The following is a 20,319-nucleotide window of genomic DNA, read 5'->3' on the forward strand; positions in this document are numbered from 1 at the left end:
AAAAATTATGAGAATTCCTTTAAAGTAGTAAGTATGCTTTACTATTTTTTGGGTAAAGTAAAAGGTACCCAGTAAGTTGTGGATATAACTTTGAAACGAGGTATCTTTAAATATGTCTCAAAAAGCTTTTGATTTAACACCACTAAAGAAACAATTAACAAAAAGCTTAGAAAGTATATCATTCGAGATAAATAAAGGAATAAAAACATTAAACAATGATAGTTATTGTGTTTTGGGGGAGCTTAAAGATCTCAAGGATAAATTTGAAGAAGTAGAAACGATGGCGGCTTCTTTTTACCTAAATAATTATTTATCACCTTATACTGATAAATACTTGGAAGTATCTAGTTGCATTCAGCATTTGTCTCATCAAAGACATGGTGCATTAATCGTGATTGAGCGGAAGGACCAAGTGGACCCATTAATTAGAGCTGGTACAGCTATTGGCGCAACATTGACTCCATCATTATTAGAATCTATCTTTTATCCGGGAAATCCTTTACATGATGGTGCTGTATTAATAAAAGGAGATAAAATATATTCCGCTGCGAACGTTCTTCCATTATCAAACATATCGTCAGGTGGAAAGAAACTGGGCACCCGGCACCGTGCAGCGTTGGGACTTTCCGAAAAATGCGATGCGTTAGTTCTAGTAGTTTCAGAGGAATCGGGAATTATTTCTTTCACCATAGATGGAAGTCTTTTCCCAATAAGTGTGACTAGCTCTATCATTTAAACTTATAGATACAACATAATGTCTCATAATTTATAGGTTGGGCTTTAATGCAATTCAATATTTGCTAAAGTGTTGACAACTAAAATGAATTCATGGTATATTTAGTTCGAATTAAAGATACTTTAATTAATGATATATTAAATAAAGATACATTAGAGGAGTGATACGATTGGAATTAGCCACAAAAAAGTTGAATGCTGTTTCCGTTATCCTTCGTGCCTCCCAATCGATTCAAGAAGTAATTAGAAAAGATGCTGCCAGATATGAATTGAATCCTACAGAGTTTGCTGTATTAGAATTACTTTATCAAAGAGGCGATCAGCCGATTCAAGTGATTGGGAAAAAGGCTCTCATTTCAAGTAGTAGCATCACTTATGTGGTAGATAAGCTAGAACAGAAGAAGTTTGTTGTTCGTAAAGCATGTCCGGAAGATCGTCGTGTGACGTATGCTAGTTTGTCTAGTGTGGGGAAGACATTTATGGATCGAATTTTCCCTCCACATGAGAAGAAGATGGAAGAGATCTTTGGCAGGTTAACGGAAGCAGATATGAACAAAATGATAGAACTACTAGAAAAAGTGGAGTATTATAAAAATTAATTTTTTTAGTAAATACCTCGGATTCGAGAATTATTAATTAAATGCAAAAAAGGAGGAAACATAATGAACCATTTAAAAGGAATACACCACGTGACAGCTATAACGAGTAGTGCAGAAAAAAACTATGAATTTTTCACCTATGTATTAGGAATGCGTCTAGTAAAGAAAACAGTCAATCAGGACGATATTCAGACTTATCACTTATTCTTCGCAGATGACAAAGGTTCTGCGGGTACAGATATGACATTCTTCGATTTTCCAGGTATTCCAAAAGGAACACATGGAACCAACGAGATTTATAAAACAGCTTTCCGTGTGCCAACAGACGCGGCACTTGACTACTGGGTGAAACGCTTTGATAAGTACGAAGTAAAAAATAATGGTATAGAAGAAGTGTTTGGCAAGAAAACTATTTCATTTGTGGATTTTGATGATCAACAATATATGTTGGTTTCTGATGAATTCAACGAGGGTATCGAATCAGGAACACCTTGGCAAAATGGTCCAGTACCATTAGAATTTGCGATTACAGGTTTAGGACCAATTCATATTCGGATCGCACAATTTGATTATTTTAAGGAAGTATTGGAAAAAGTAATGTTAATGCGTGAAATCGCACAAGAAGGTTCACTGCATTTATTTGAAATTGGTAAGGGAGGCAATGGGGCACAAGTAATAGTGGAATATAATACGATCTTGCCAGTCGGCCGCCAAGGTTATGGTACAGTACATCACGCAGCATTCCGCGTAGAAGATACGACAGTGCTATATGAATGGATTGAACATATGCAAGCTGCTGGTTTTGGGACTTCAGGTTATGTGGATCGCTTCTTCTTTGAATCGTTATATGCTCGTGTAGCACCCGGCATTCTTTTTGAATGGGCAACAGATGGTCCTGGATTTATGGGAGATGAGCCTTATGAAACAGTTGGAGAAATCTTATCGTTACCGCCTTTCCTAGAAGGGAAACGCGAACAGATTGAGGCAGCCGTACGACCAATCGACACAGTTCGAAGCACGCTCAACATAGAAAAAGAGTACTTTTAAGGAGGTGAAATTGAAAAAATGGGCTTTTTAAATAAATTATTTGGAACACAAGAACAACAACATGAGGAGGAAAAAACAATGACAAAATCAAATATAGGTATTATTTTAGGTTCAACACGAGAAGGACGCGTTAGTCCACAGGTTGGAGCATGGGTAAAAGAATTAGCAGACAAACGTGGAGATGCAAACTACACTATTATCGATATCGCAGATTTCAAATTACCGCTATTAGGTGAAGCAGGCGGCGACGCATCAGGTGCGGCAGCTTGGTCAGCAGCCATTGCAAAACAAGACGGATTCGTGTTCATCGTACAAGAATACAATCACTCGATCACAGGAGCACTTAAAAATGCATTAGATTACTTACGTGAAGAGTGGAACAACAAAGCAGCAGGTATTGTATCATACGGTTCTGTAGGTGGAGCTCGTGCAACGGAACATTTACGCGGTATTTTAAGTGAATTACTTGTAGCACATGTACGTGTACATCCAGCATTATCATTATTTACAGACTTTGAAAATGGTACTGACTTCAAACCAGCTGCAGTTCAAGCAGATTCAGTAAACCAAATGCTTGACCAAGTTATTCCTTGGACAAATGCTTTAAATACAGTACGTAAATAATTATTAATGATGTAAATCTCTACATATCACAAAATGTGCATGTGCACATTTTGTGATTATATAAATAAATTTTGAGCAAAACGCTATCAAGTAGATTGAAGGTTTCGCTCAGAGTTTATAGAAGAAAGGGAGGGAACAAGATGAACAAGATAGCAGGACATCATCATATTTCCATGATTACCAAAAAGGGTCAACAAACTAACATGTTTTATCAAAAAGTGCTCGGACTACGTAGGGTCAAAAAAACGGTCAATCAAGATGATCCGAGTATGTATCATCTGTTCTATGGAGATTTAACGGGCAGTGCAGGAACAGAGTTATCCTTCTTTGAAATTCCAATGGCAGGAAGAACGAAACGAGGAACGAATGCCATTACACGAATTGGCTTACTAGTTCCGTCTTATGACAGTTTACTATATTGGAAGAGAAGATTTGAATTACTCGATGTGAAGCATGGGAAGCTGACCATGTATGCCGGTCGTGAAGCACTTCATTTTGAAGATACGGAGGGTTTGCGCTTAATCCTATTGAATAATAATGGCGATGAAGTACCGACATATTGGCAGTCTTGGGATGATTCAATTGTTGTAGAGGAGCATCGTATTCTTGGAATGGGTGCAGTGGAAATTACTGTACAATCACTTAATAGCTTAGCAAATACATTAGAAAACCTATTTGGGTATGAACTTGATTCACGTAAAGAAAACGAAGCTATCTATCAGTCGGTAAAAGGCCAGGCTTTTGGTGAAATTGTCATTGTGGAACAAAAGGGTGCGAAGGAAAAACCTGGAAAAGGTAGTGTGCATCATGTAGCTATCCGAGTAAAAGATGGTGGGGAGTTAAGGGAGTGGCACCAGCGTATTCGAGATTTTGGTTTTGAAGTTATGAAAATAACAGACCGTTACTATTTTGAGAGCTTATATTTTAGAGAAGAGAATGGGATCTTATTCGAGTTAGCGACAGATGGACCAGGATTTACAGTGGATTCTACCATTGAATCCCTAGGTAAAGAGTTAGACTTACCACCATTTTTAGAAGGCAAACGAGCGGAAATCGAGGCAAATTTGGCACCAATAGAGTAAAGGTAGGGAATAGGTATGGACTTTACAAAATTAATAGATATACGTAGATCTGCAAGTAACTTTTTAAAAGAAGTGAAAATGACTGAAAGTGATTTAAAACCTATTTTTGATGATTTAAAGCTGACCCCTTCAGCCTTTAACTTACAACATACAGAATATGTAGTTGTCTTAGATGAAGAGATGAAGGAAAAAGTAAGAGTAGCTGCAAATGGACAGTACAAGGTACATAGCGCATCTGCAGTTATTCTAGTATTAGCAGATCGTTATGCTTATCGTCAAACAGAACGCCTTCATGAAGGAATGAGAGACTTAGGGATCATTACAGATTTCGAATTAAACAAAATGATCCAGGAGAATAACGAATTCTATGAAGGTAAAGGGGAGCAATTTATGAAGGAGGATGCGATTCGAAATGCATCACTTTCATCCATGATGTTCATGCTCTCTGCAAAAAATCGTGGATGGGATACTTGTCCAATGATTGGTTTTGACCAGGAGAAGGTACGTGAATTACTTCATGTTCCAGACACACATGAAGTAGTATTGATGATTACCATAGGAAAAGAAAAAATAAGTAGTCGGCGTTTACGTGGGTACCGTAAACCAGTCGATGAATTTGTAAAATTTATCAACTAGAGGAGGAAATAATGATGAAAAAACATACTGCGGGAATTCACCATATTACAGCAATCGTAGGTCATCCACAGGAAAATATAGATTTTTATGCAGGTGTATTAGGATTACGCTTAGTTAAACAAACAGTGAATTTTGATGATCCAGGTACTTACCATCTATATTTTGGAGACGGTGGAGGAAAACCAGGAACAATTATTACATTTTTCCCTTGGGCGAATGCTTATCAAGGACAAATTGGAGACGGTCAAGTTGGAGTTACAACGTATGTAGTGCCAACAGGATCATTCAGTTTTTGGATAAATCGTCTTGCAACTTTAGCGATTCCATTTAAAAAAGCGGAGCGTTTTGGTGAACAAGTGATTCAATTCGATGATCCACATGGCTTACACTTAGAACTTGTTGAACGTGCTGAAGGTGAACAAAACAACTGGACATTTGGTGGGGTAACACCAGAAGTAGCGATTAAAGGCTTTGGTGGTGCAACACTTTACTCAAGCAGACCAGAAGAAACGGCTAAAACATTAACGGATGTAATGGGACTTGAAGTGGTTGGAACTGAGGGTGATTATACACGCTTTAAAGCATCAGCAGATATCGGCAATATTATAGATTTAAAAATGGTCACTGGTGTAAGAGGTTCAATGGGTGTCGGTACCGTTCACCATATTGCATGGCGTGCACAGGATGATGTAGATCATCTTGAATGGCAACAATATGCCATGAATCATGGCCAACATGTAACCGAGTTGAAAGACCGTAACTACTTTAATGCATTGTATTTCCGTGAGTCAGGGGAGATATTATTCGAAATTGCAACAGATCCTCCAGGGTTTGCGCATGATGAAACGCTGGAAACAATGGGGACTCAGTTAATGTTACCCCCACAATACGAGCAACACCGTGAACAATTAGTTAATTCACTAATTCCAATTCAAGTGCGTCCAATCAACTAATAAGGGGCTGAACATATTGATTTCAATTGATCCAAAGCAAAATAGTGAGCGAGATAATTATAAACTTTTAATTGGTTCCATCATTCCTCGACCTATTGCTTTCGTTACCACACAATCTGAGGATGGAATTGTTAATGGGGCACCATTTAGTTATTTCAATATTGTTTCATCAAACCCTCCGATGGTGTCACTTGCTATACAAAGACCTGATGGACGTGTAAAAGATACTGCTCGTAATATTTATGATAACCAACAATTTGTTGTGCATATTGTGGATGATAAGAATGTAGCGAAAATCAATGAAACAGCAGCTTCATTACCTGCATCGGAAAGTGAAATCGAATTGGCGAATCTAACCCTAGTACCAAGTGAAAATGTTATTGTACCGGGTATAAAGGAAGCAAAAGTTCGAATGGAATGCAGACTAGTACAAGCAATTCCTCTAGGTGGAGAAGAACCTGGTAGTGATTTATTCATTGGAGAAGTTGTACGGTTTCATATAGCTCAAGCAATTTATGAAGACGGTCGGATCGATCCACGTGGTTTAAATGCTGTCAGTCGTTTAGCTGGCACTAGCTATGCAAAAATTGGCGAAATTTTTTCTATGGAAAGACCTAAATAGTAAAAAGTACGCTAGAATTAAACCTTTTGAAAGGAGAGAATTATTATTATGGAACATATTTTTAAACAAGGAACAAATAGCCAGAAGCCAGTCTTATTACTATTACATGGTACTGGTGGAAATGAACATGACTTGTTATCTTTAGCAAATATTGTGGATCACGAGGCTTCTGTACTCAGTGTACGAGGGAATGTATTAGAAAATGGAATGCCTCGTTTCTTTAAACGCCTAGCTGAAGGTATATTTGATGAGGAAGATTTAATATTCCGTACAAACGAGCTTAATGCTTTTTTAGATGAAGCTTCAGCGGAGTATAAATTTGATCGTCAAAACATCATAGCTATCGGTTATTCAAATGGAGCAAATATAGCAGCGAGTCTTCTGTTCCATTTTAAAGATGCATTAAAGGGTGCGATATTACATCATCCGATGGTACCAAGACGTGGTATCACACTCCCAGATTTAACAGGAATTCAAGTATTTATCGCTGCCGGAACAAACGATCCGATTTGTCCACAACGAGAATCAGTTGATCTGCAACAACTTTTAGAAGATGCAAATGCATCGGTTGGAGTTCAATGGGTAAATACAGGACATCAGCTCACAATGGCAGAAGTGGAAGCTGCTAAAGAGTGGTATCAACAAATTTTTCAATGATCCGTCTGAAAACTAATCGGTAGCCAATCCGATTAGTTTTTTTAAATTTTCCTGTTGTTTTAGTAGAGAGGGGAACAATAAATGAAATTTAATAGTCAATCAGTGGTGGAGAGTAATGTTTTAGAACTAGTGTGGAACAATACGAACGAAGCCATTTTTACCATTGGGTACGATGGAAGAATTCTAACAGCAAATCCGTCCTTTACTGCTATACTGGGTTGGGAAGAAACCGATTTTAGAGAAGATTCTTGTTTTCCATTTTTTGCAGATAATTCACCAGAAGAACATCAGAAACAATTGACACAATTTAAGCGGGGACATGACATTCCTTACTATGTAACGAGAAGAAAACGAAAAGACGGGATCGTTTTAGACATATTAGCTTCCTATCGTGCGATTAATAATGGGGAAGTACTTGCTGTTGGTATGTATAAAGATTTTTCCGAACATATGAATATTCAACGAAGACTTCAGGCAAGTGAAGACTGCTATCGGAATTTAGTTGAATTTATACCCGATGCCATTTTTGTAGAAAGTAACGGGAAAATAGCTTTTGTAAACTCTCCAGGAATTAGTTTAGTTGGTGCCAAGAGTGCACAGGAAGTAATTGGTCAGTCAGTTTGGCAGTTTATTAGAACGGATGATAAAATTACGCTTAAAGCTAAAATTCAACAGGTCATATCAACAAAAGAGCCAATTATTGAACGGCTTTTACGTTTCGACGGTGAAACAATCTGGGTGGAAATTATCGCAATGGCGATTGTTTTTGAAGGTGAATCTGTTATACAAATATTATTGAGAGATATAACTTCCAAAAAAAATTATGATGCACAACTTGAATTTTTAGCATTCCATGATCCATTAACAGGTTTAACAAACCGACGTTATTTTACGACACAGATTAATCAAGCAATTGAAAATGCAGAGAAAAAGAATCATATGCTAGCAGTGATGTATATCGATATCGATAAATTTAAACGTATCAATGATTCGTTAGGTCATGATGTAGGGGACCAGCTATTGAAGCAATTTGCAAACCGCTTAAAAGAGCACGTAAGAGAAGAAGATGTTCTTTGCCGAATCGGAGGGGATGAATTTCTTATTCTACTAAACGGCCTGAAGGATAAGAAAAAAGCGTTAGAAATAGTGTCACGCTTGCATAAAGCCTTTCAAGTTCCATATCTCATTGACAACCAAAGAATTGTCGCGACATCTAGTATTGGGATCGCCATGTTCCCTGAAAATGGGATAGATTCAAAAATACTCATTTCACGTTCAGACGCAGCACTCTATCTAGCGAAAGAACAACGCAATGTATTTCAATTCTATTAGATATCTTGTTGGTATGTGCGCTCTTTGTTCACGATAAAGATAATAAAAAGAACATATGTAGAATATGTACCCGAAGCAACAAACCATTCGAATTACGATAAAGCGGTTGCACATTGATGAAATATTGGCGCGATAAGTGTGATTTTTGTTCTATTGAAAAAGAGTATCCAACCCCACATAACAACATCATTTTTGTTATTATGTGGGGTTAAACTATGGAGTAAAAGCAAAAGTTTGGATTTATAACTGGGTAGTAGAAGTGGATTCTTGAAAGATAAAATTTTTTTCATAGAAAAAACCCTTTCAAGTATTCTTGGAAGTTTCATAGACTATGTTTGTCAGGTACTTGATTAACAACTGTTTTTTATATTAGTTACAAAAATTTTGAAAAGTAGGGGAATGCAAAATCTATTTACAAAGCATTGGCTACAAAAAGCGCTTCAAGTTTGAAAAGATTTATGAAAAGAAGTTAAGATGTAGAAGTGAATGGCTGAAATAACAAGTAATTGGATGGTTACATATAAAAGTAATTACAATAGAATCTGATTATTTAGAATGATTTGCAAATATAAATAATAAGGACTGTTACATATGGATTGGAGACCAGACCGAAAAGCAAAAAAGGCTATATATAAACAACTTGCTGAGTATATTGAAAATGGAATAGCAGATGGTACATTTCCACCTGATAAACTACTACCATCCGAAAGGAATTTAGCGAAGGAACTAGACTTAAACAGAAGCACAGTAGTAGCTGCATATGATGAGTTGGAGTCAAATGGACTCATTCAAAGAACCAGAGGAAGTGGGACTACCATTAGTAAAGATATTTGGGGTATTGCAAAGAAGCGAATTCCGAGCTGGAATAGGTATATCGAGGCGGGTTCTTTTTTACCTAATCTACCTGTTACGCAAAGAATAAGAAATGAAACGGTAGATCATAAATTAATTAATTTAGCTAGCGGAGAACTGTCGGAAGACCTATTTCCCATGAGTTTCCTAAGAGAAATTACTTCAACTCGTTCCTTTATTGGAAGCTTGGGATATGATCACCCTCAGGGCAGCGCTATCTTAAGAAATACCCTGACAGAACATGTAAGTAAGTATCGAGGAATCGAAACCAATCCTTCCTCAATCCTGATAACATCTGGTGCGCAACAGGCCTTACACTTAGTAGTTCAGTGTTTGTTAAAGCCTGGAGACGCAATTGCAATAGAAGACCCTTCCTATAACTATAATCTTCCTATTTTTCAATCAGCAGGCTTAAAGGTACATTATTTGCCTGTCGATAAAGGTGGCATCAATCCCAATAATTTGCTGTTATTATACAAAAAACATCGAATTAGAATGATATTTTTAAATCCTGCTTATCAAAATCCTACGGGTTCTTTATTAAATGAAAGACAAAGGAAAGCTATTTTAAAGATATCGTCTGAACATGGAATTCCTGTAGTAGAAGATGATCCCTATAGTTTAACATCTTTTACTGGAGAAAAAATCCCTACACTAAAATCAATGGATGTTCATGGGAATGTTTTATATATCAGCTCTTTGTCAAAAATTATCGCTTCAGGATTAAGAATTGGTTGGATTATTGGACCAAAATCAGTTATAGAAAGATTATCTGATGCAAAACAACAAATAGACTTTGGTCACTCCAGCTTTACACAATGGATTGCAAATGATTTTATGGAATCTGAAAATTTTCAGTCTCATATTAAAAGATTGGTCAAGGAATTAGAAAAACGAAGAAATCAAATTGTCTCAAGCCTTAATTTTTATTTAAAGGATCAGGTGGAATTTTCTACTCCACAAGGGGGCATTCATATATGGTGCAAGATTAAAAAAGACTATAATGAAGTGCAATTACTAGAGGAATCTATTAAAAGGGGGATAATTTATGTCCCTGGTTCAACAATGGGATCTAAAAAAGGTTTTGTCCGATTTACCTTCGCTAGGGAAGATGAAGAATCAATCGAGAAAGGAATTAAACGATTTGCAGAAGCACTTCACTTTCTTTAAATAACTACTATTATCTTAGAATTTACTTAAGAATCATGATCTTCATGATTCTTTTTCTATTTAATGATAAATGGATGGTCAAAAAATAATTGAATTGGATGGTCACAAAAAAATTGAAAGGCTTTATGATGGAGAAGTGATTAACCATATAGTATATACACAAAAAATATCGAAGCTTTCTTGTTCAAGGTGGAGAAGATGTTAAATTTTAAAAAATAAGTGTAATCAAAAGACCTTTTAAATAAAAAACGATAAGGCGGAGAAATAAAAATGAACTTTTCAAAATTAATAGATCATACATTACTTTCACCTGCAGCTACCGAAAGAGAAATAATCAATTTATGTCAAGAGGCAGATCAATACGGTTTTGCTTCTGTTTGTGTTAATCCTGTATGGGTAAGCTTATCTGCAGAACTTTTACTTGATTCGGATGTGAATGTGTGCACGGTTATAGGATTTCCTTTAGGTGCGAACACGACCGATACAAAGGCATTTGAAACTATAAATGCCATTGAAAATGGGGCTACAGAAATAGATACAGTAATTAATATCGGGGCATTAAAAAATAAAAACGATGCACTAGTTGAAGAAGATATACGTTCAGTTGTGAATGCTTCAAAAGGAAAGGCACTAGTAAAAGTTATTATAGAGGCATGTCTATTAACTAATGAAGAAAAAGTACGAGCATGCGAATTGGCTGTAAGAGCTGGTGCAACCTATGTCAAAACTTCAACGGGCTTTTCCTTGCATGGAGCAACTGCTGAAGATGTTATGATAATGAGACAAGCAGTTGGATCAAATGTTGGGGTTAAAGCATCAGGGGGAGTAGGTAACATAGAGGATATAAAATCGATGGTTGCTGCAGGTGCTTCAAGAATAGGGACTAGTTCTGCTGTAAAGATATTTGGATGACACAAATTGATTTAAAATCATAGGTTATATTCTTTTCTACTAATGCTAAACAAGTACCTACAGGTAAATTTGGTAACCAGATATTATCCAAGGAGTTGATATGAATGACGTGGATTACTGTTCTTATTATAGTAATTAGTATAATTTTAAAATTTTTAATGAGTCCACCGAGTGCTCTTGTAGGATGGGTTGTAAGTAAATTTGCACTTCATCCAAAACTCGATCCAAAAGATATTACTGTAACATTTAACGGAAAGCAATTAGAAGAGAAAGAAAAAAATAGATTTACCGACTATTTTAATGGAGCTCTATTTTTAGAAAGAAATCATATATTCCCAGGCCATGAAGAATTGTTTCTAAATCCAGAGACAGATGTTATACCATTTGTCATAAAGGTAAGAAGGAAAAAAAAAGAAATAAATTTCTTTGTTTATAGTGACGATGACCAGGTTGATGTAGTTAAGCAGTGGAAGAAGAAAGTAGCTAATTATACGCTTAGTTCCGAGTCTCTACAAAAGTTTACTATTTAAAATAATATAAATGTAAAGAAAAATTTAGATTTACCAATTTAAGGAAACACCGATCCAATTCAAACTATGAAAGCTGCTCTCTTAGTTTCGGATAGTTTAATAAAAGAAACCTTGCTTATTTATGCAACTATTAGATGACTTTGGTATTCCACCAGAGTCATTTTTTTTGGAGCCTTGCCAAAGTTTATTTGAAACTCCAAGTACTTGAACCCTCACAAATGTTTATCTATTAAACTATAGGGAAGAAGATAAATGGATGCATATAATAAGGAGATGAGTAAATGGGGAACTTTGGAAAAGCAAAAACTGCTGCCAATCAAGCTCCTGCAAATGCCCGTCTAGAGCTAGCAGCAATGGCAATGGAAAGTAATAAGAATCTTCATGAAACTGGTAACGGTGGGGATAAAGGTTCTTCGGAGGTGGTGGATGTGAAGCACTTCCATAAAGTTATTGATCAATGGCCTCCTAATTCTAACAGGGCAGCCCAAAACACTTTTAACTTTTACGGACCTCCGAATGAAATAACACCAAGCCGTATACTTTGGTACAATAATGGTCCATGGAAAAGAACGATTGCATTTCGTGATGAAGTACCACATGATTTTCCAGAACCACATACTGATGTACTCGAGCAATTTATTGATTACCACGTTCCAGCAGAAAAAGTAGGCGATGTTGCACTATTGGAAGGCAGTATCGTTATTGATAGAACGAAAGGAGAGGTATCCGTTCACTGCGACAACGAAGGAGCGAATACGCTATCTTTAAATATGATGCATGAAATTGTAACTGGCAAACGGACACCCGAAGACGCAAGAAAGTTTATAGCAAAAGAAATTGTTGAATATATGATGAATCGACCTGCCCCTTATGCGGAGAACTTCCAGTTTGAATTGCCAGTTGGAGAACAGTGGGACCCTGACAACAGGGTTGTTCAAGATGAAGAATTAATGCAAGCAGTTGAAAACGCAAAAGAACAACTTAAAAAAGAGGGTAAAATTTGATTAGAGTTATTACTCTTTATGGAAAATGATTGAGGATCAGCCTACTTAGAAAAATTATTATAACAACTTTTATAGAGCACTCTTTCCAGAAATGGTAAGGGTGCTTTTATATGTAACCGCACGACAACTAAAATGAATGGAATAAATAAACACTTTACAAAACACGCTAAATATTATTTAATTAGTTAGGTGAACTAACTAATATTAATTAGTTTAAAGGAGGACACGAATATGTATTCGATGTTTGTTGAATTTAAAATTTTTCATCGACCTTATGCGAATGGTTTGCAGCGTGTGTTAAGCCCATTCCAGATGTCGGAAGCGCAATGGGGATTGATCCGATATATATATGAAGTTGGTCCTGCGACAAATTCAGAAATTGCTTTATATTGGAGTGTTGAGAAGCCATCAGTTACAGCACTTGCGCAGAAACTTATTGATCAACATTTGATATACGTAGTTTATGGAACAGATAAGCGAAAGAAAGTATTGCATTTAACAGAGGAAGGCATAGTTAAATATCAGCAATTAAAAAAGGCAGTTCATACTTTCCAATCTTCGCTTCTAGAAGGCATAACTGAAGAAGAATGCACGATAATGGAAAATGTTTTAGAAAAGTTGCAACAAAATATTAGGAGGTAGTGGTAATTCATGAACAAGGAAAAACTTTGGACAAAGGAATTTATAATCGTTTCAACTATAAATTTTTTGGCAACATTAGTATTCTTTTTGCTAATGGTAACAATCGCATCTTATGCAAAATCAGAGGTTGTAGCATCAACTAGTACGGCGGGCTTAGTATCAAGTATTTTTATTATTGGTTCATTGATAGGGCGAATTAGTGCGGGACGTTTCATCGGACAAAAAGGACCTATTAAAATATTATGGATTGGTTTAACTTTATTTACAATTACATCGGGACTTTACTTCTTGGCGAATAGTATTTCACTACTTTTGGCTAACCGATTAGTCCAAGGGATCGCCGTTGGAATTATTGGTACAGCAACGGGTACCATTGTGGCTCATATATTGCCAAGTGCTCGTAAAGGAGAGGGGATTGGCTATTTTAGTTTAAGTGCTATATTAGCAACAGCTGTTGGGCCGTTTATCGGAATTCTACTGATGAAAATGGACAATGGATTTACTATCATGTTCACGATGAACTTAGTTTTATCCATTATATGTATATTATTCTTTGCAGCTGTGAAACTAAAATTACCTCCTATTAAACAACCAGATAAAACAGAAGAAAAAACTTCAATTTTATCTCAATTTATCGAACCGAAGGCAGTACCTATTTCCTTTATTGCATTGATCATCGGGTTTAGTTATTCAGGCGTAATGACATTTTTGTCGTTTTATGCGGAGTCCATTAATCTAGTTAGTGCAGCTAGTTATTTCTTCTTAGTTTATGCAATTGTTATTATCTTCTCTCGTCCATTTACAGGTAAATTAATGGATTCTAAAGGTGCAAACATTATTGTATACCCATGCATTGTACTATTTGCTATCGGTATGTTTTTATTTAGTCAAGCTTCCGCAGGTTGGATGTTACTTCTAGCAGCAGCATTTATAGGTTTTGGTTATGGGAATTTTAATTCCGTTGCACAAACGATTGCAGTTAAAGTGACAGAGCCTCACCGTTTCGGTTTAGCTACTGCAACCTATTTTATCCTATTTGATTTAGGTTTAGGTGTAGGACCTTACGTTTTAGGATTCATCGTGCCAGAGACTGGATATCGTGCAATCTTTGTATCAATGGTTGTAGTAATTATTATTTGTATTCCACTTTACTATTTACTACATGGTAGAAAAGATAAAGAATTAATAAAAACAGCCTTGTAAAACAATACGCCTAACGAAATATCATTTTCGTTAGGCGTATTTTCTATTTAAGGAGCAGCTATCGTTTCTACGGAGAGTTCGTTTCCATTTTTAGTTTTCCATTCCCACGGATTTCTTTCATTTCCAAACTTTCAGTAGGGAAGATAAATGTCCAAGGCATACTTGTTTTTGGTTTAATAATTAACTGAGGAACAGTAAAGATATGTTCTGCAATAATTGTTTCTTTTTCTATATAGGTAAATTTTTGATTTTGAAAAGTTAGTCCTGTATTTGAAAAGTTGTGGATTAGGACAGTGATTAAAACTTCTCCTTTATAATTCATTGCTTCCCAAATGGGCTCCAATCGAATACTTTGCCCATCTTCTGTACTACTATTTTGAAAAATATTGGTTATTAGTTCCCTATCTTTGAGAGCAATAGCATGCTCCCAGGAAGACTCAAATTGTAAATTTTGCATATATAAAACTCCTCCAATACATAATCTCCTTCAACTATAATATTGAACTTCAAAGAGTAAAACTTATCAACCATTTAGCCTTTGGTGCATGGTCGAAATGAGCTCTATGCTATTCGACAAATAAGGGCAAAATTATATAGTAAATCTAAAGAACTAGTTACGATTGGTAAGAATGATAAAAATGTACTGTCAATTTTGAAAGGAGTAGAAAAAAGTAAATTATAGATAAAAGACATTGAAGATATTGGTTTAAGGGGAATTTTTAAAAAGTTTATATAGTTAATAAGGATTACTTTAAATTTCGGAGAAAATTTTTGGTTAATTTAATTTTTCTACAAGTGGGTAGAATTAATTATTTATTTAAAAAGTACAAAAAATATAAATAAATAAACAAAAAGTTATTAATTTTATAATTTATAGTGGTGCCAACGATTCTGTAGGTTATTTTTTCGATATATGGCTTTGTAAATAGCGACTATTAACCTATTAAAAAAATATCAAAAATAGTTGATTTATATTAATTTTGAAAATTCGGATAATTGTCGACAGAGTTCGACAGAAATTAGTTTTGTATACCTTTATTGTTGTAGTTACACCAAGAGAGATTTAGATTGCCACCATTGATTCTATTTACCAAAATTTATTGGGAAGGAGGAGAAGGTGTTTTTTTATGGTCTTTTGTAAGTTCCATTGGTAAACAAGTCTTAGTAAAATTCAGGGAGGAATGAAGTTGAGGAAGAAAAAAAGTCAAACTAAAGTTCTAAGTGTCGTAGCTAGCGTACTTATGACATTTTCACTTGTTGCACCAAACGTTGTTAGTGCGGAAACGGCAAGCAAACTTCACCAATCGTTCAGGAATTCAAGTTCTAATTCTCTTTCTGCTAAGGACAAGCTAAATAGTCGATTATTGGAAAGCTTTAAAAGTGATGATAAAGTTACGTTTCTTATAAAATTCAAGGAAAAATCAGATTCCTTACAAGTAGCTGAAGAAGCTAGGAAAAAGGCTGAAAAGGCAAATTTGTCTTCTCATAATACTAAGCTTATTCAGAGATCTGCAGTTGTATCAGAACTGAAGTCTACTTCCATGGAGTCTCAGCAAACCGTTGCAGATTTTCTAGAGCAAGAAGTTGCGAAAGGGAATGCGAGGGATGTTGAATCGTACTATATAGTTAATGGAATGTCTGTTACGGCAACTCAGGAGATTGCTGAAAAGTTGGCTACATTCCCAGAGGTAGAGAAAATCTTACCAAATGAAAACCGTCAATTATTTACTACCAAAACAGAAAATGCAGTCGTGCCAAAAGCAGAAACTGCAAATGTTGAATGGAATGTGGAACGTGTTAAAGCTCCAGAAGTATGGGATATGGGCATTGACGGTGCCGGTACTGTAGTAGCAAGTATTGATACAGGTGTCCAATGGGACCATCCAGCATTAAAGGAAAAATACCGTGGCTATAATAAGGCCAGTGGAGCAGTTTCTCATGATTATAACTGGTTTGATGCAACAGCAGGACGTGCTACACCATATGATGACCAAGGACATGGAACACATGTAACGGGAACAATGGTTGGTAGTGAGCCTAATGGTGCGAATCAGATTGGAGTGGCTCCAGGAGCAAAATATATTGCTGTTAAAGCATTTACTGCAAGTGGTGGATCAGATACTGATTTACTCGAAGCAGCTGAATGGATTTTAGCTCCAACAGATGCAGAAGGCAATACACGAGTGGATATGGCTCCAGATGTAGTGAATAACTCATGGGGTGGCGGAGCAGGACTTGATGAATGGTACCGTGATGTGGTGATTAACTGGCGTGCAGCAGAAATCTTCCCAGAGTTTTCCGCGGGAAATACTACGCTTACTAATCCTGGTGGAGCAGGATCTGTAGCAGCACCTGCTAACTATCCAGAATCTTTTGCAACAGGAGCAACGGATATTAATAATTCTGTAGCGAGCTTCTCGTTACGTGGACCTTCTCCGTATGCAGAAACTAAGCCTGATATTTCTGCACCTGGTGTAAATATTCGTTCGTCTGTCCCTGGTGGAATTTATGAAGGTGGATGGAATGGTACATCCATGGCAGGTCCTGCAGTAGCAGGTGTAGCAGCATTACTTAGACAAGTGGATGCTAACATAACAGTGGATGAAATGGAAGAGATTTTGCTTAATACAGCGAATCCATTAACAGACTCGGTGTATACAACAGTTCCGAACCATGGATATGGCTATGGGTTAGTAGATGCATATGAAGCAGTTGGGTCTATTATGACAGGTCTCGGAACACTAAAAGGACAAGTTTCACAGCAAGGTGATGATATAGAGGCTCCGTTATTTGAACATATTGCTCCAAGTGAGACATATGAAGGATTGGATTTACCTCTAACTATCTCGGTTACTGATAATATCAGTGTTTCATCAGTAATTCTTAACTATAAAGATACGGATGGTTCGTGGCAATCGATTGAAGCTGGCCGCACATCTGGAGATTACAAAGATGGTGAATTCACAGTAGTGATTCCAGGAGATTTTATTACTGGGGAAACCTTTACGTACAAATGGACGATTAATGATTTTGGAAACAATGAAGTAGTTAGTGAAGAATATGTAATTCAAGTGAATCCAGGTATATCTGTGGGTTATTCAGAAGACTTTGAAGCAACTCCAGTTGGTTGGACTTCTTTTGGAGAGAAAAATAGCTGGGAATGGGGTATCCCGACAGTAGGTCCTGAACGTGCAGCATCAGGAGAAAAAGTGTATGCAACTAATTTAGATGGAACGTATGAAAGTTCTATGAATGCGACGCTTGTTATGCCTCCAGTAGACTTGCCAGAAGGAAATTCATACATCCAATTCAAGCAGTGGCACGAGTTCGAACAGTCTTCTTCAGGAAGAGCGTGGGATTATGGTCATGTATTTATCTCTACCGATCAAGTCGAATGGACTCAGCTTTTAATGGTTCAAGGCACATCTGACGGTTGGATGGATGCAGAGGTTGACTTATCCGCATATGCAGGGCAGCGTGTATACATTGGATTTAACGCTTTTTCAGATGGAAGTGTTGTGAAAAATGGCTGGTATTTAGATGATGTTGTTTTAGCGGATATTTCCCAAACTGGAAAAGTATCTAAAGGCAATAAAGTAAACAAAGGCAATAACGGCAATAAAGCAGGAAATAATGGAAATAAAGCAAATAAAGATAATAACAAGGAAACAGATAAAAAATCATTAAAAGAAGCAATTGATCCTAAAAAAATTAGACCAATTATGCCAGTAAAGGAAGCGCCTCCGGTAGTAGATACAATTGTTAATCCAACACTATTACCATTAGGTGCTCAAGTAAGTGTCTTAGAATCTGGTCGCTCGGTTTATTCAAACCCGGCAGATGGTACGTATTCACTTACACATGGTGCAGGAACATTTACAGCCAAAGCAGAAGCTTACGGATTTGAGTCCGAAGAAAAGTCTGTAACGATTGAAGCAGATGGTACTACAACTGCTAACTTCACGTTGATAGAAATGGAAGAAAATACGGTAAGTGGTGTAATCACGGACCAATCGACTGGAGAGGGAATTGAGGGAGCAACAGTTATTCTTGTCGAAGATGCAAATGTAACGCCTGTAGTAACAGATGTATCTGGTAATTACACTTTAACGGCATACGAGGGAGACTATACGCTTAAAGTAATTGCTCGAGGCTACCATAGCCAAGAAGTATCAATTACAATTAGTGCAGAAGTGATTACACAAAATATTGCATTAGAACCCTTCTACACATATCCGGGTGGAGAAATTGGATATGATGATGGAACAGCAGAAAATGCACGTGCATTCAATGCTGAGGGAAATGCGTGGGCGGTAAAAATGTCCCTTCCTGAAGGCAAAGAAAATGGAATTGTAGCAGATGGAGTTTTCCGTTTCTGGGATACAGAATGGCCAAGTCCAGGTGGCACGGCGTTTGCAGTTGAAGTTTGGGATGCGAGGGGAGCAGATGGTACACCCGGTAAAAAACTTGCAGGTCCTATTGATGCAACAGCCCTTCGTAATGGTGAATGGACGGTAGTTGATCTCACGGAACACAATATTACAGTGAATGGCGACTTTTATATGGTATATCGTCAAACTGTAGCAAACCCGAATTCACCTGGCCTTGCAACAGATGAAAACGGAGTAAACGCAAAAAGAAGTTATCAAGGTGTTTCTGGAGCATGGTCACCTTCTCCAGCAGAAGAAGGAAATTATATGATTCGTGCTCGTGTTAGCTATGAAGTAGTTGGTCCAGTAATTACTTCACCAGAAGCTGGCTTAGTAACAAATGAACCGCAGTTTACAGTAGAAGGAACTGCTTCACCGACAACTACAATTGAGTTACAACAAAATGGAGAAGAAGCTGGCTCAGCAGTTGTTGAAGAGGATGGTAAATTCGCTATTGAAACTGAATTGACAGAAGGCTCCAATGAGTTTATAGCGGTATCTGTATTAAAAGATCGAGTAACGGGTCAATCTCAGCCTGTCACAGTTATACTGGATACAGCAAAACCAGTACTAACAATTGATAGCCCGATAAATGGAGGAAAAACAAATCGTGAAACTGTAACTGTTCAAGGTACTATTGCTGATGAAAATTTAGACTATGTTCGTGTGAATGGTCAAGCTGCAACAGTATCTAACGGTAAATACTCTAAACGAATTCTTCTAGATGAAGGACTCAACGAAATCATAGTAGAGGCGAGTGATAAGGCAGGTAATAGTGAGTCGAAAACAGTCACTGTTACAGCGGATTACAATGCACCTGAAATTTCAAATCTGAAGCCGGCAAGTGATCTATATTTGGCAACAGGAAGAAGCGTTAAAATTGAATTTGATAGCGATCCAGGTTTAAAACCTTCGTTTGTTATTCATATGCCATTAACCAATCTAGGTCTGTTGAACAATGCAACTGAGCTACCTATGATGGAAGTGGGCGATGGACATTATGTTGGTTATTGGACAGTGCCTGCTGATACTGTTGCAAATGGAGCAGTTATCGAAGTAAAAGTAGTCGATGAATTTGCGAATGAAACACGTCAAAAGGCTATGGGTAAATTATTTGTCAATATTCCTGCACCAACGGAACAGTCAAAAGAAGAGAAGACTGAAGTAAAAGAAGAAACACCAGTTATGGAATTAGCAAAATAAGAATACAAAAAGATGCCAAAGAGGAAAATATCCTCTTTGGCATCTTTTTTGCATTCAGAAAAGAAATAGGATGATTTTTGAAGCAT

At 36.8% G+C, this 20,319-nt stretch carries 18 protein-coding genes; 17 read left to right on the forward strand and 1 reads right to left on the reverse strand.

The genetic code is table 11. The annotated features are described in order from the left end of the window. The first annotated feature begins 112 nt into the window (after positions 1-112). The 16 genes from cdaS (at position 113) to ACN6MX_RS00945 (ending at position 14,600) form a co-directional block, all read left to right on the forward strand. Positions 113-736: a sporulation-specific diadenylate cyclase CdaS gene (gene cdaS / locus ACN6MX_RS00870; RefSeq protein WP_419960807.1), complete on the forward strand. Its 624-nt coding sequence runs from the start codon at positions 113-115 to the stop codon at positions 734-736. Positions 737-905: 169 nt separating this feature from the next. After that, positions 906-1,334: a MarR family winged helix-turn-helix transcriptional regulator gene (locus tag ACN6MX_RS00875; protein ID WP_419960808.1), complete on the forward strand. Its 429-nt coding sequence runs from the start codon at positions 906-908 to the stop codon at positions 1,332-1,334. A gap of 63 nt (positions 1,335-1,397) precedes the next feature. Beyond that, positions 1,398-2,381: a ring-cleaving dioxygenase gene (locus ACN6MX_RS00880; RefSeq protein ID WP_419960809.1), complete on the forward strand. Its 984-nt coding sequence runs from the start codon at positions 1,398-1,400 to the stop codon at positions 2,379-2,381. Positions 2,382-2,399: 18 nt separating this feature from the next. Continuing rightward, positions 2,400-3,005: an NADPH-dependent FMN reductase gene (locus ACN6MX_RS00885; RefSeq protein ID WP_419960810.1), complete on the forward strand. Its 606-nt coding sequence runs from the start codon at positions 2,400-2,402 to the stop codon at positions 3,003-3,005. Between the two features lie 140 nt (positions 3,006-3,145). Beyond that, entirely contained in the window at positions 3,146-4,087 is a 942-nt protein-coding gene (locus ACN6MX_RS00890) for a ring-cleaving dioxygenase (RefSeq protein WP_419960811.1), read from the forward strand. A 15-nt stretch (positions 4,088-4,102) separates the two neighbouring features. Continuing rightward, positions 4,103-4,723, forward strand: coding sequence for a nitroreductase family protein (locus tag ACN6MX_RS00895; RefSeq protein WP_419960812.1), 621 nt, complete (start codon positions 4,103-4,105; stop codon positions 4,721-4,723). A 14-nt stretch (positions 4,724-4,737) separates the two neighbouring features. Continuing rightward, positions 4,738-5,676, forward strand: a complete 939-nt coding sequence (locus tag ACN6MX_RS00900) for a ring-cleaving dioxygenase (RefSeq protein WP_419962520.1) — start codon at positions 4,738-4,740, stop codon at positions 5,674-5,676. Between the two features lie 16 nt (positions 5,677-5,692). Further along, entirely contained in the window at positions 5,693-6,298 is a 606-nt protein-coding gene (locus tag ACN6MX_RS00905; protein WP_419960813.1) for a flavin reductase family protein, read from the forward strand. A gap of 45 nt (positions 6,299-6,343) precedes the next feature. Beyond that, the gene (locus ACN6MX_RS00910) at positions 6,344-6,955 is read left to right on the forward strand and encodes an alpha/beta hydrolase (protein ID WP_419962521.1); all 612 of its coding nucleotides are present in this window, start codon (positions 6,344-6,346) and stop codon (positions 6,953-6,955) included. A gap of 81 nt (positions 6,956-7,036) precedes the next feature. Beyond that, entirely contained in the window at positions 7,037-8,287 is a 1,251-nt protein-coding gene (locus tag ACN6MX_RS00915; protein WP_419960814.1) for a diguanylate cyclase domain-containing protein, read from the forward strand. 591 nt (positions 8,288-8,878) lie between these two features. After that, a complete protein-coding gene (locus tag ACN6MX_RS00920) occupies positions 8,879-10,309 on the forward strand; it encodes a PLP-dependent aminotransferase family protein (protein WP_419960815.1) in 1,431 nt (476 codons plus the stop codon). A gap of 270 nt (positions 10,310-10,579) precedes the next feature. Next, positions 10,580-11,221, forward strand: a complete 642-nt coding sequence (gene deoC / locus ACN6MX_RS00925; RefSeq protein WP_419960816.1) for a deoxyribose-phosphate aldolase — start codon at positions 10,580-10,582, stop codon at positions 11,219-11,221. Between the two features lie 104 nt (positions 11,222-11,325). Next, complete coding sequence (locus ACN6MX_RS00930) at positions 11,326-11,751, forward strand: YfmQ family protein (RefSeq protein ID WP_419960817.1); 426 nt, start codon at positions 11,326-11,328, stop codon at positions 11,749-11,751. A gap of 281 nt (positions 11,752-12,032) precedes the next feature. Beyond that, complete coding sequence (locus ACN6MX_RS00935) at positions 12,033-12,755, forward strand: hypothetical protein (protein WP_419960818.1); 723 nt, start codon at positions 12,033-12,035, stop codon at positions 12,753-12,755. 231 nt (positions 12,756-12,986) lie between these two features. Next, positions 12,987-13,397 carry a MarR family winged helix-turn-helix transcriptional regulator gene (locus ACN6MX_RS00940; protein ID WP_419960819.1) on the forward strand — a complete coding sequence of 137 codons (411 nt, stop codon included), beginning with the start codon at positions 12,987-12,989 and terminating at the stop codon, positions 13,395-13,397. A 9-nt stretch (positions 13,398-13,406) separates the two neighbouring features. Next, positions 13,407-14,600 carry an MFS transporter gene (locus ACN6MX_RS00945; RefSeq protein WP_419960820.1) on the forward strand — a complete coding sequence of 398 codons (1,194 nt, stop codon included), beginning with the start codon at positions 13,407-13,409 and terminating at the stop codon, positions 14,598-14,600. Between the two features lie 67 nt (positions 14,601-14,667). Here the strand turns inward: ACN6MX_RS00945 and ACN6MX_RS00950 are convergent, their stop codons facing one another. After that, the gene (locus ACN6MX_RS00950; protein ID WP_419960821.1) at positions 14,668-15,057 is read right to left on the reverse strand and encodes an SLAP domain-containing protein; all 390 of its coding nucleotides are present in this window, start codon (positions 15,055-15,057) and stop codon (positions 14,668-14,670) included. 724 nt (positions 15,058-15,781) lie between these two features. Here ACN6MX_RS00950 and ACN6MX_RS00955 point away from each other — a divergent pair. Next, entirely contained in the window at positions 15,782-20,233 is a 4,452-nt protein-coding gene (locus ACN6MX_RS00955) for a S8 family serine peptidase (protein ID WP_419960822.1), read from the forward strand. Positions 20,234-20,319 lie beyond the last annotated feature (86 nt).

This window comes from Psychrobacillus sp. BM2 (assembly GCF_048572895.1).
GTDB lineage: Bacteria > Bacillota > Bacilli > Bacillales_A > Planococcaceae > Psychrobacillus.

Coding starts and splice junctions, on each gene's coding strand:
- ACN6MX_RS00935 (WP_419960818.1), top strand. CDS start 12,033: ATGGGGAACTTTGGAAAAGCAAAAACTGCTGCCAATCAAGCTCCTGCA.
- deoC (WP_419960816.1), top strand. CDS start 10,580: ATGAACTTTTCAAAATTAATAGATCATACATTACTTTCACCTGCAGCT.
- ACN6MX_RS00890 (WP_419960811.1), top strand. CDS start 3,146: ATGAACAAGATAGCAGGACATCATCATATTTCCATGATTACCAAAAAG.
- ACN6MX_RS00915 (WP_419960814.1), top strand. CDS start 7,037: ATGAAATTTAATAGTCAATCAGTGGTGGAGAGTAATGTTTTAGAACTA.
- ACN6MX_RS00955 (WP_419960822.1), top strand. CDS start 15,782: ATGAAGTTGAGGAAGAAAAAAAGTCAAACTAAAGTTCTAAGTGTCGTA.
- ACN6MX_RS00880 (WP_419960809.1), top strand. CDS start 1,398: ATGAACCATTTAAAAGGAATACACCACGTGACAGCTATAACGAGTAGT.
- ACN6MX_RS00920 (WP_419960815.1), top strand. CDS start 8,879: ATGGATTGGAGACCAGACCGAAAAGCAAAAAAGGCTATATATAAACAA.
- ACN6MX_RS00895 (WP_419960812.1), top strand. CDS start 4,103: ATGGACTTTACAAAATTAATAGATATACGTAGATCTGCAAGTAACTTT.
- ACN6MX_RS00950 (WP_419960821.1), bottom strand. CDS start 15,057: ATGCAAAATTTACAATTTGAGTCTTCCTGGGAGCATGCTATTGCTCTC.
- ACN6MX_RS00930 (WP_419960817.1), top strand. CDS start 11,326: ATGACGTGGATTACTGTTCTTATTATAGTAATTAGTATAATTTTAAAA.
- ACN6MX_RS00885 (WP_419960810.1), top strand. CDS start 2,400: ATGGGCTTTTTAAATAAATTATTTGGAACACAAGAACAACAACATGAG.
- ACN6MX_RS00900 (WP_419962520.1), top strand. CDS start 4,738: ATGAAAAAACATACTGCGGGAATTCACCATATTACAGCAATCGTAGGT.
- ACN6MX_RS00945 (WP_419960820.1), top strand. CDS start 13,407: ATGAACAAGGAAAAACTTTGGACAAAGGAATTTATAATCGTTTCAACT.
- cdaS (WP_419960807.1), top strand. CDS start 113: ATGTCTCAAAAAGCTTTTGATTTAACACCACTAAAGAAACAATTAACA.
- ACN6MX_RS00940 (WP_419960819.1), top strand. CDS start 12,987: ATGTATTCGATGTTTGTTGAATTTAAAATTTTTCATCGACCTTATGCG.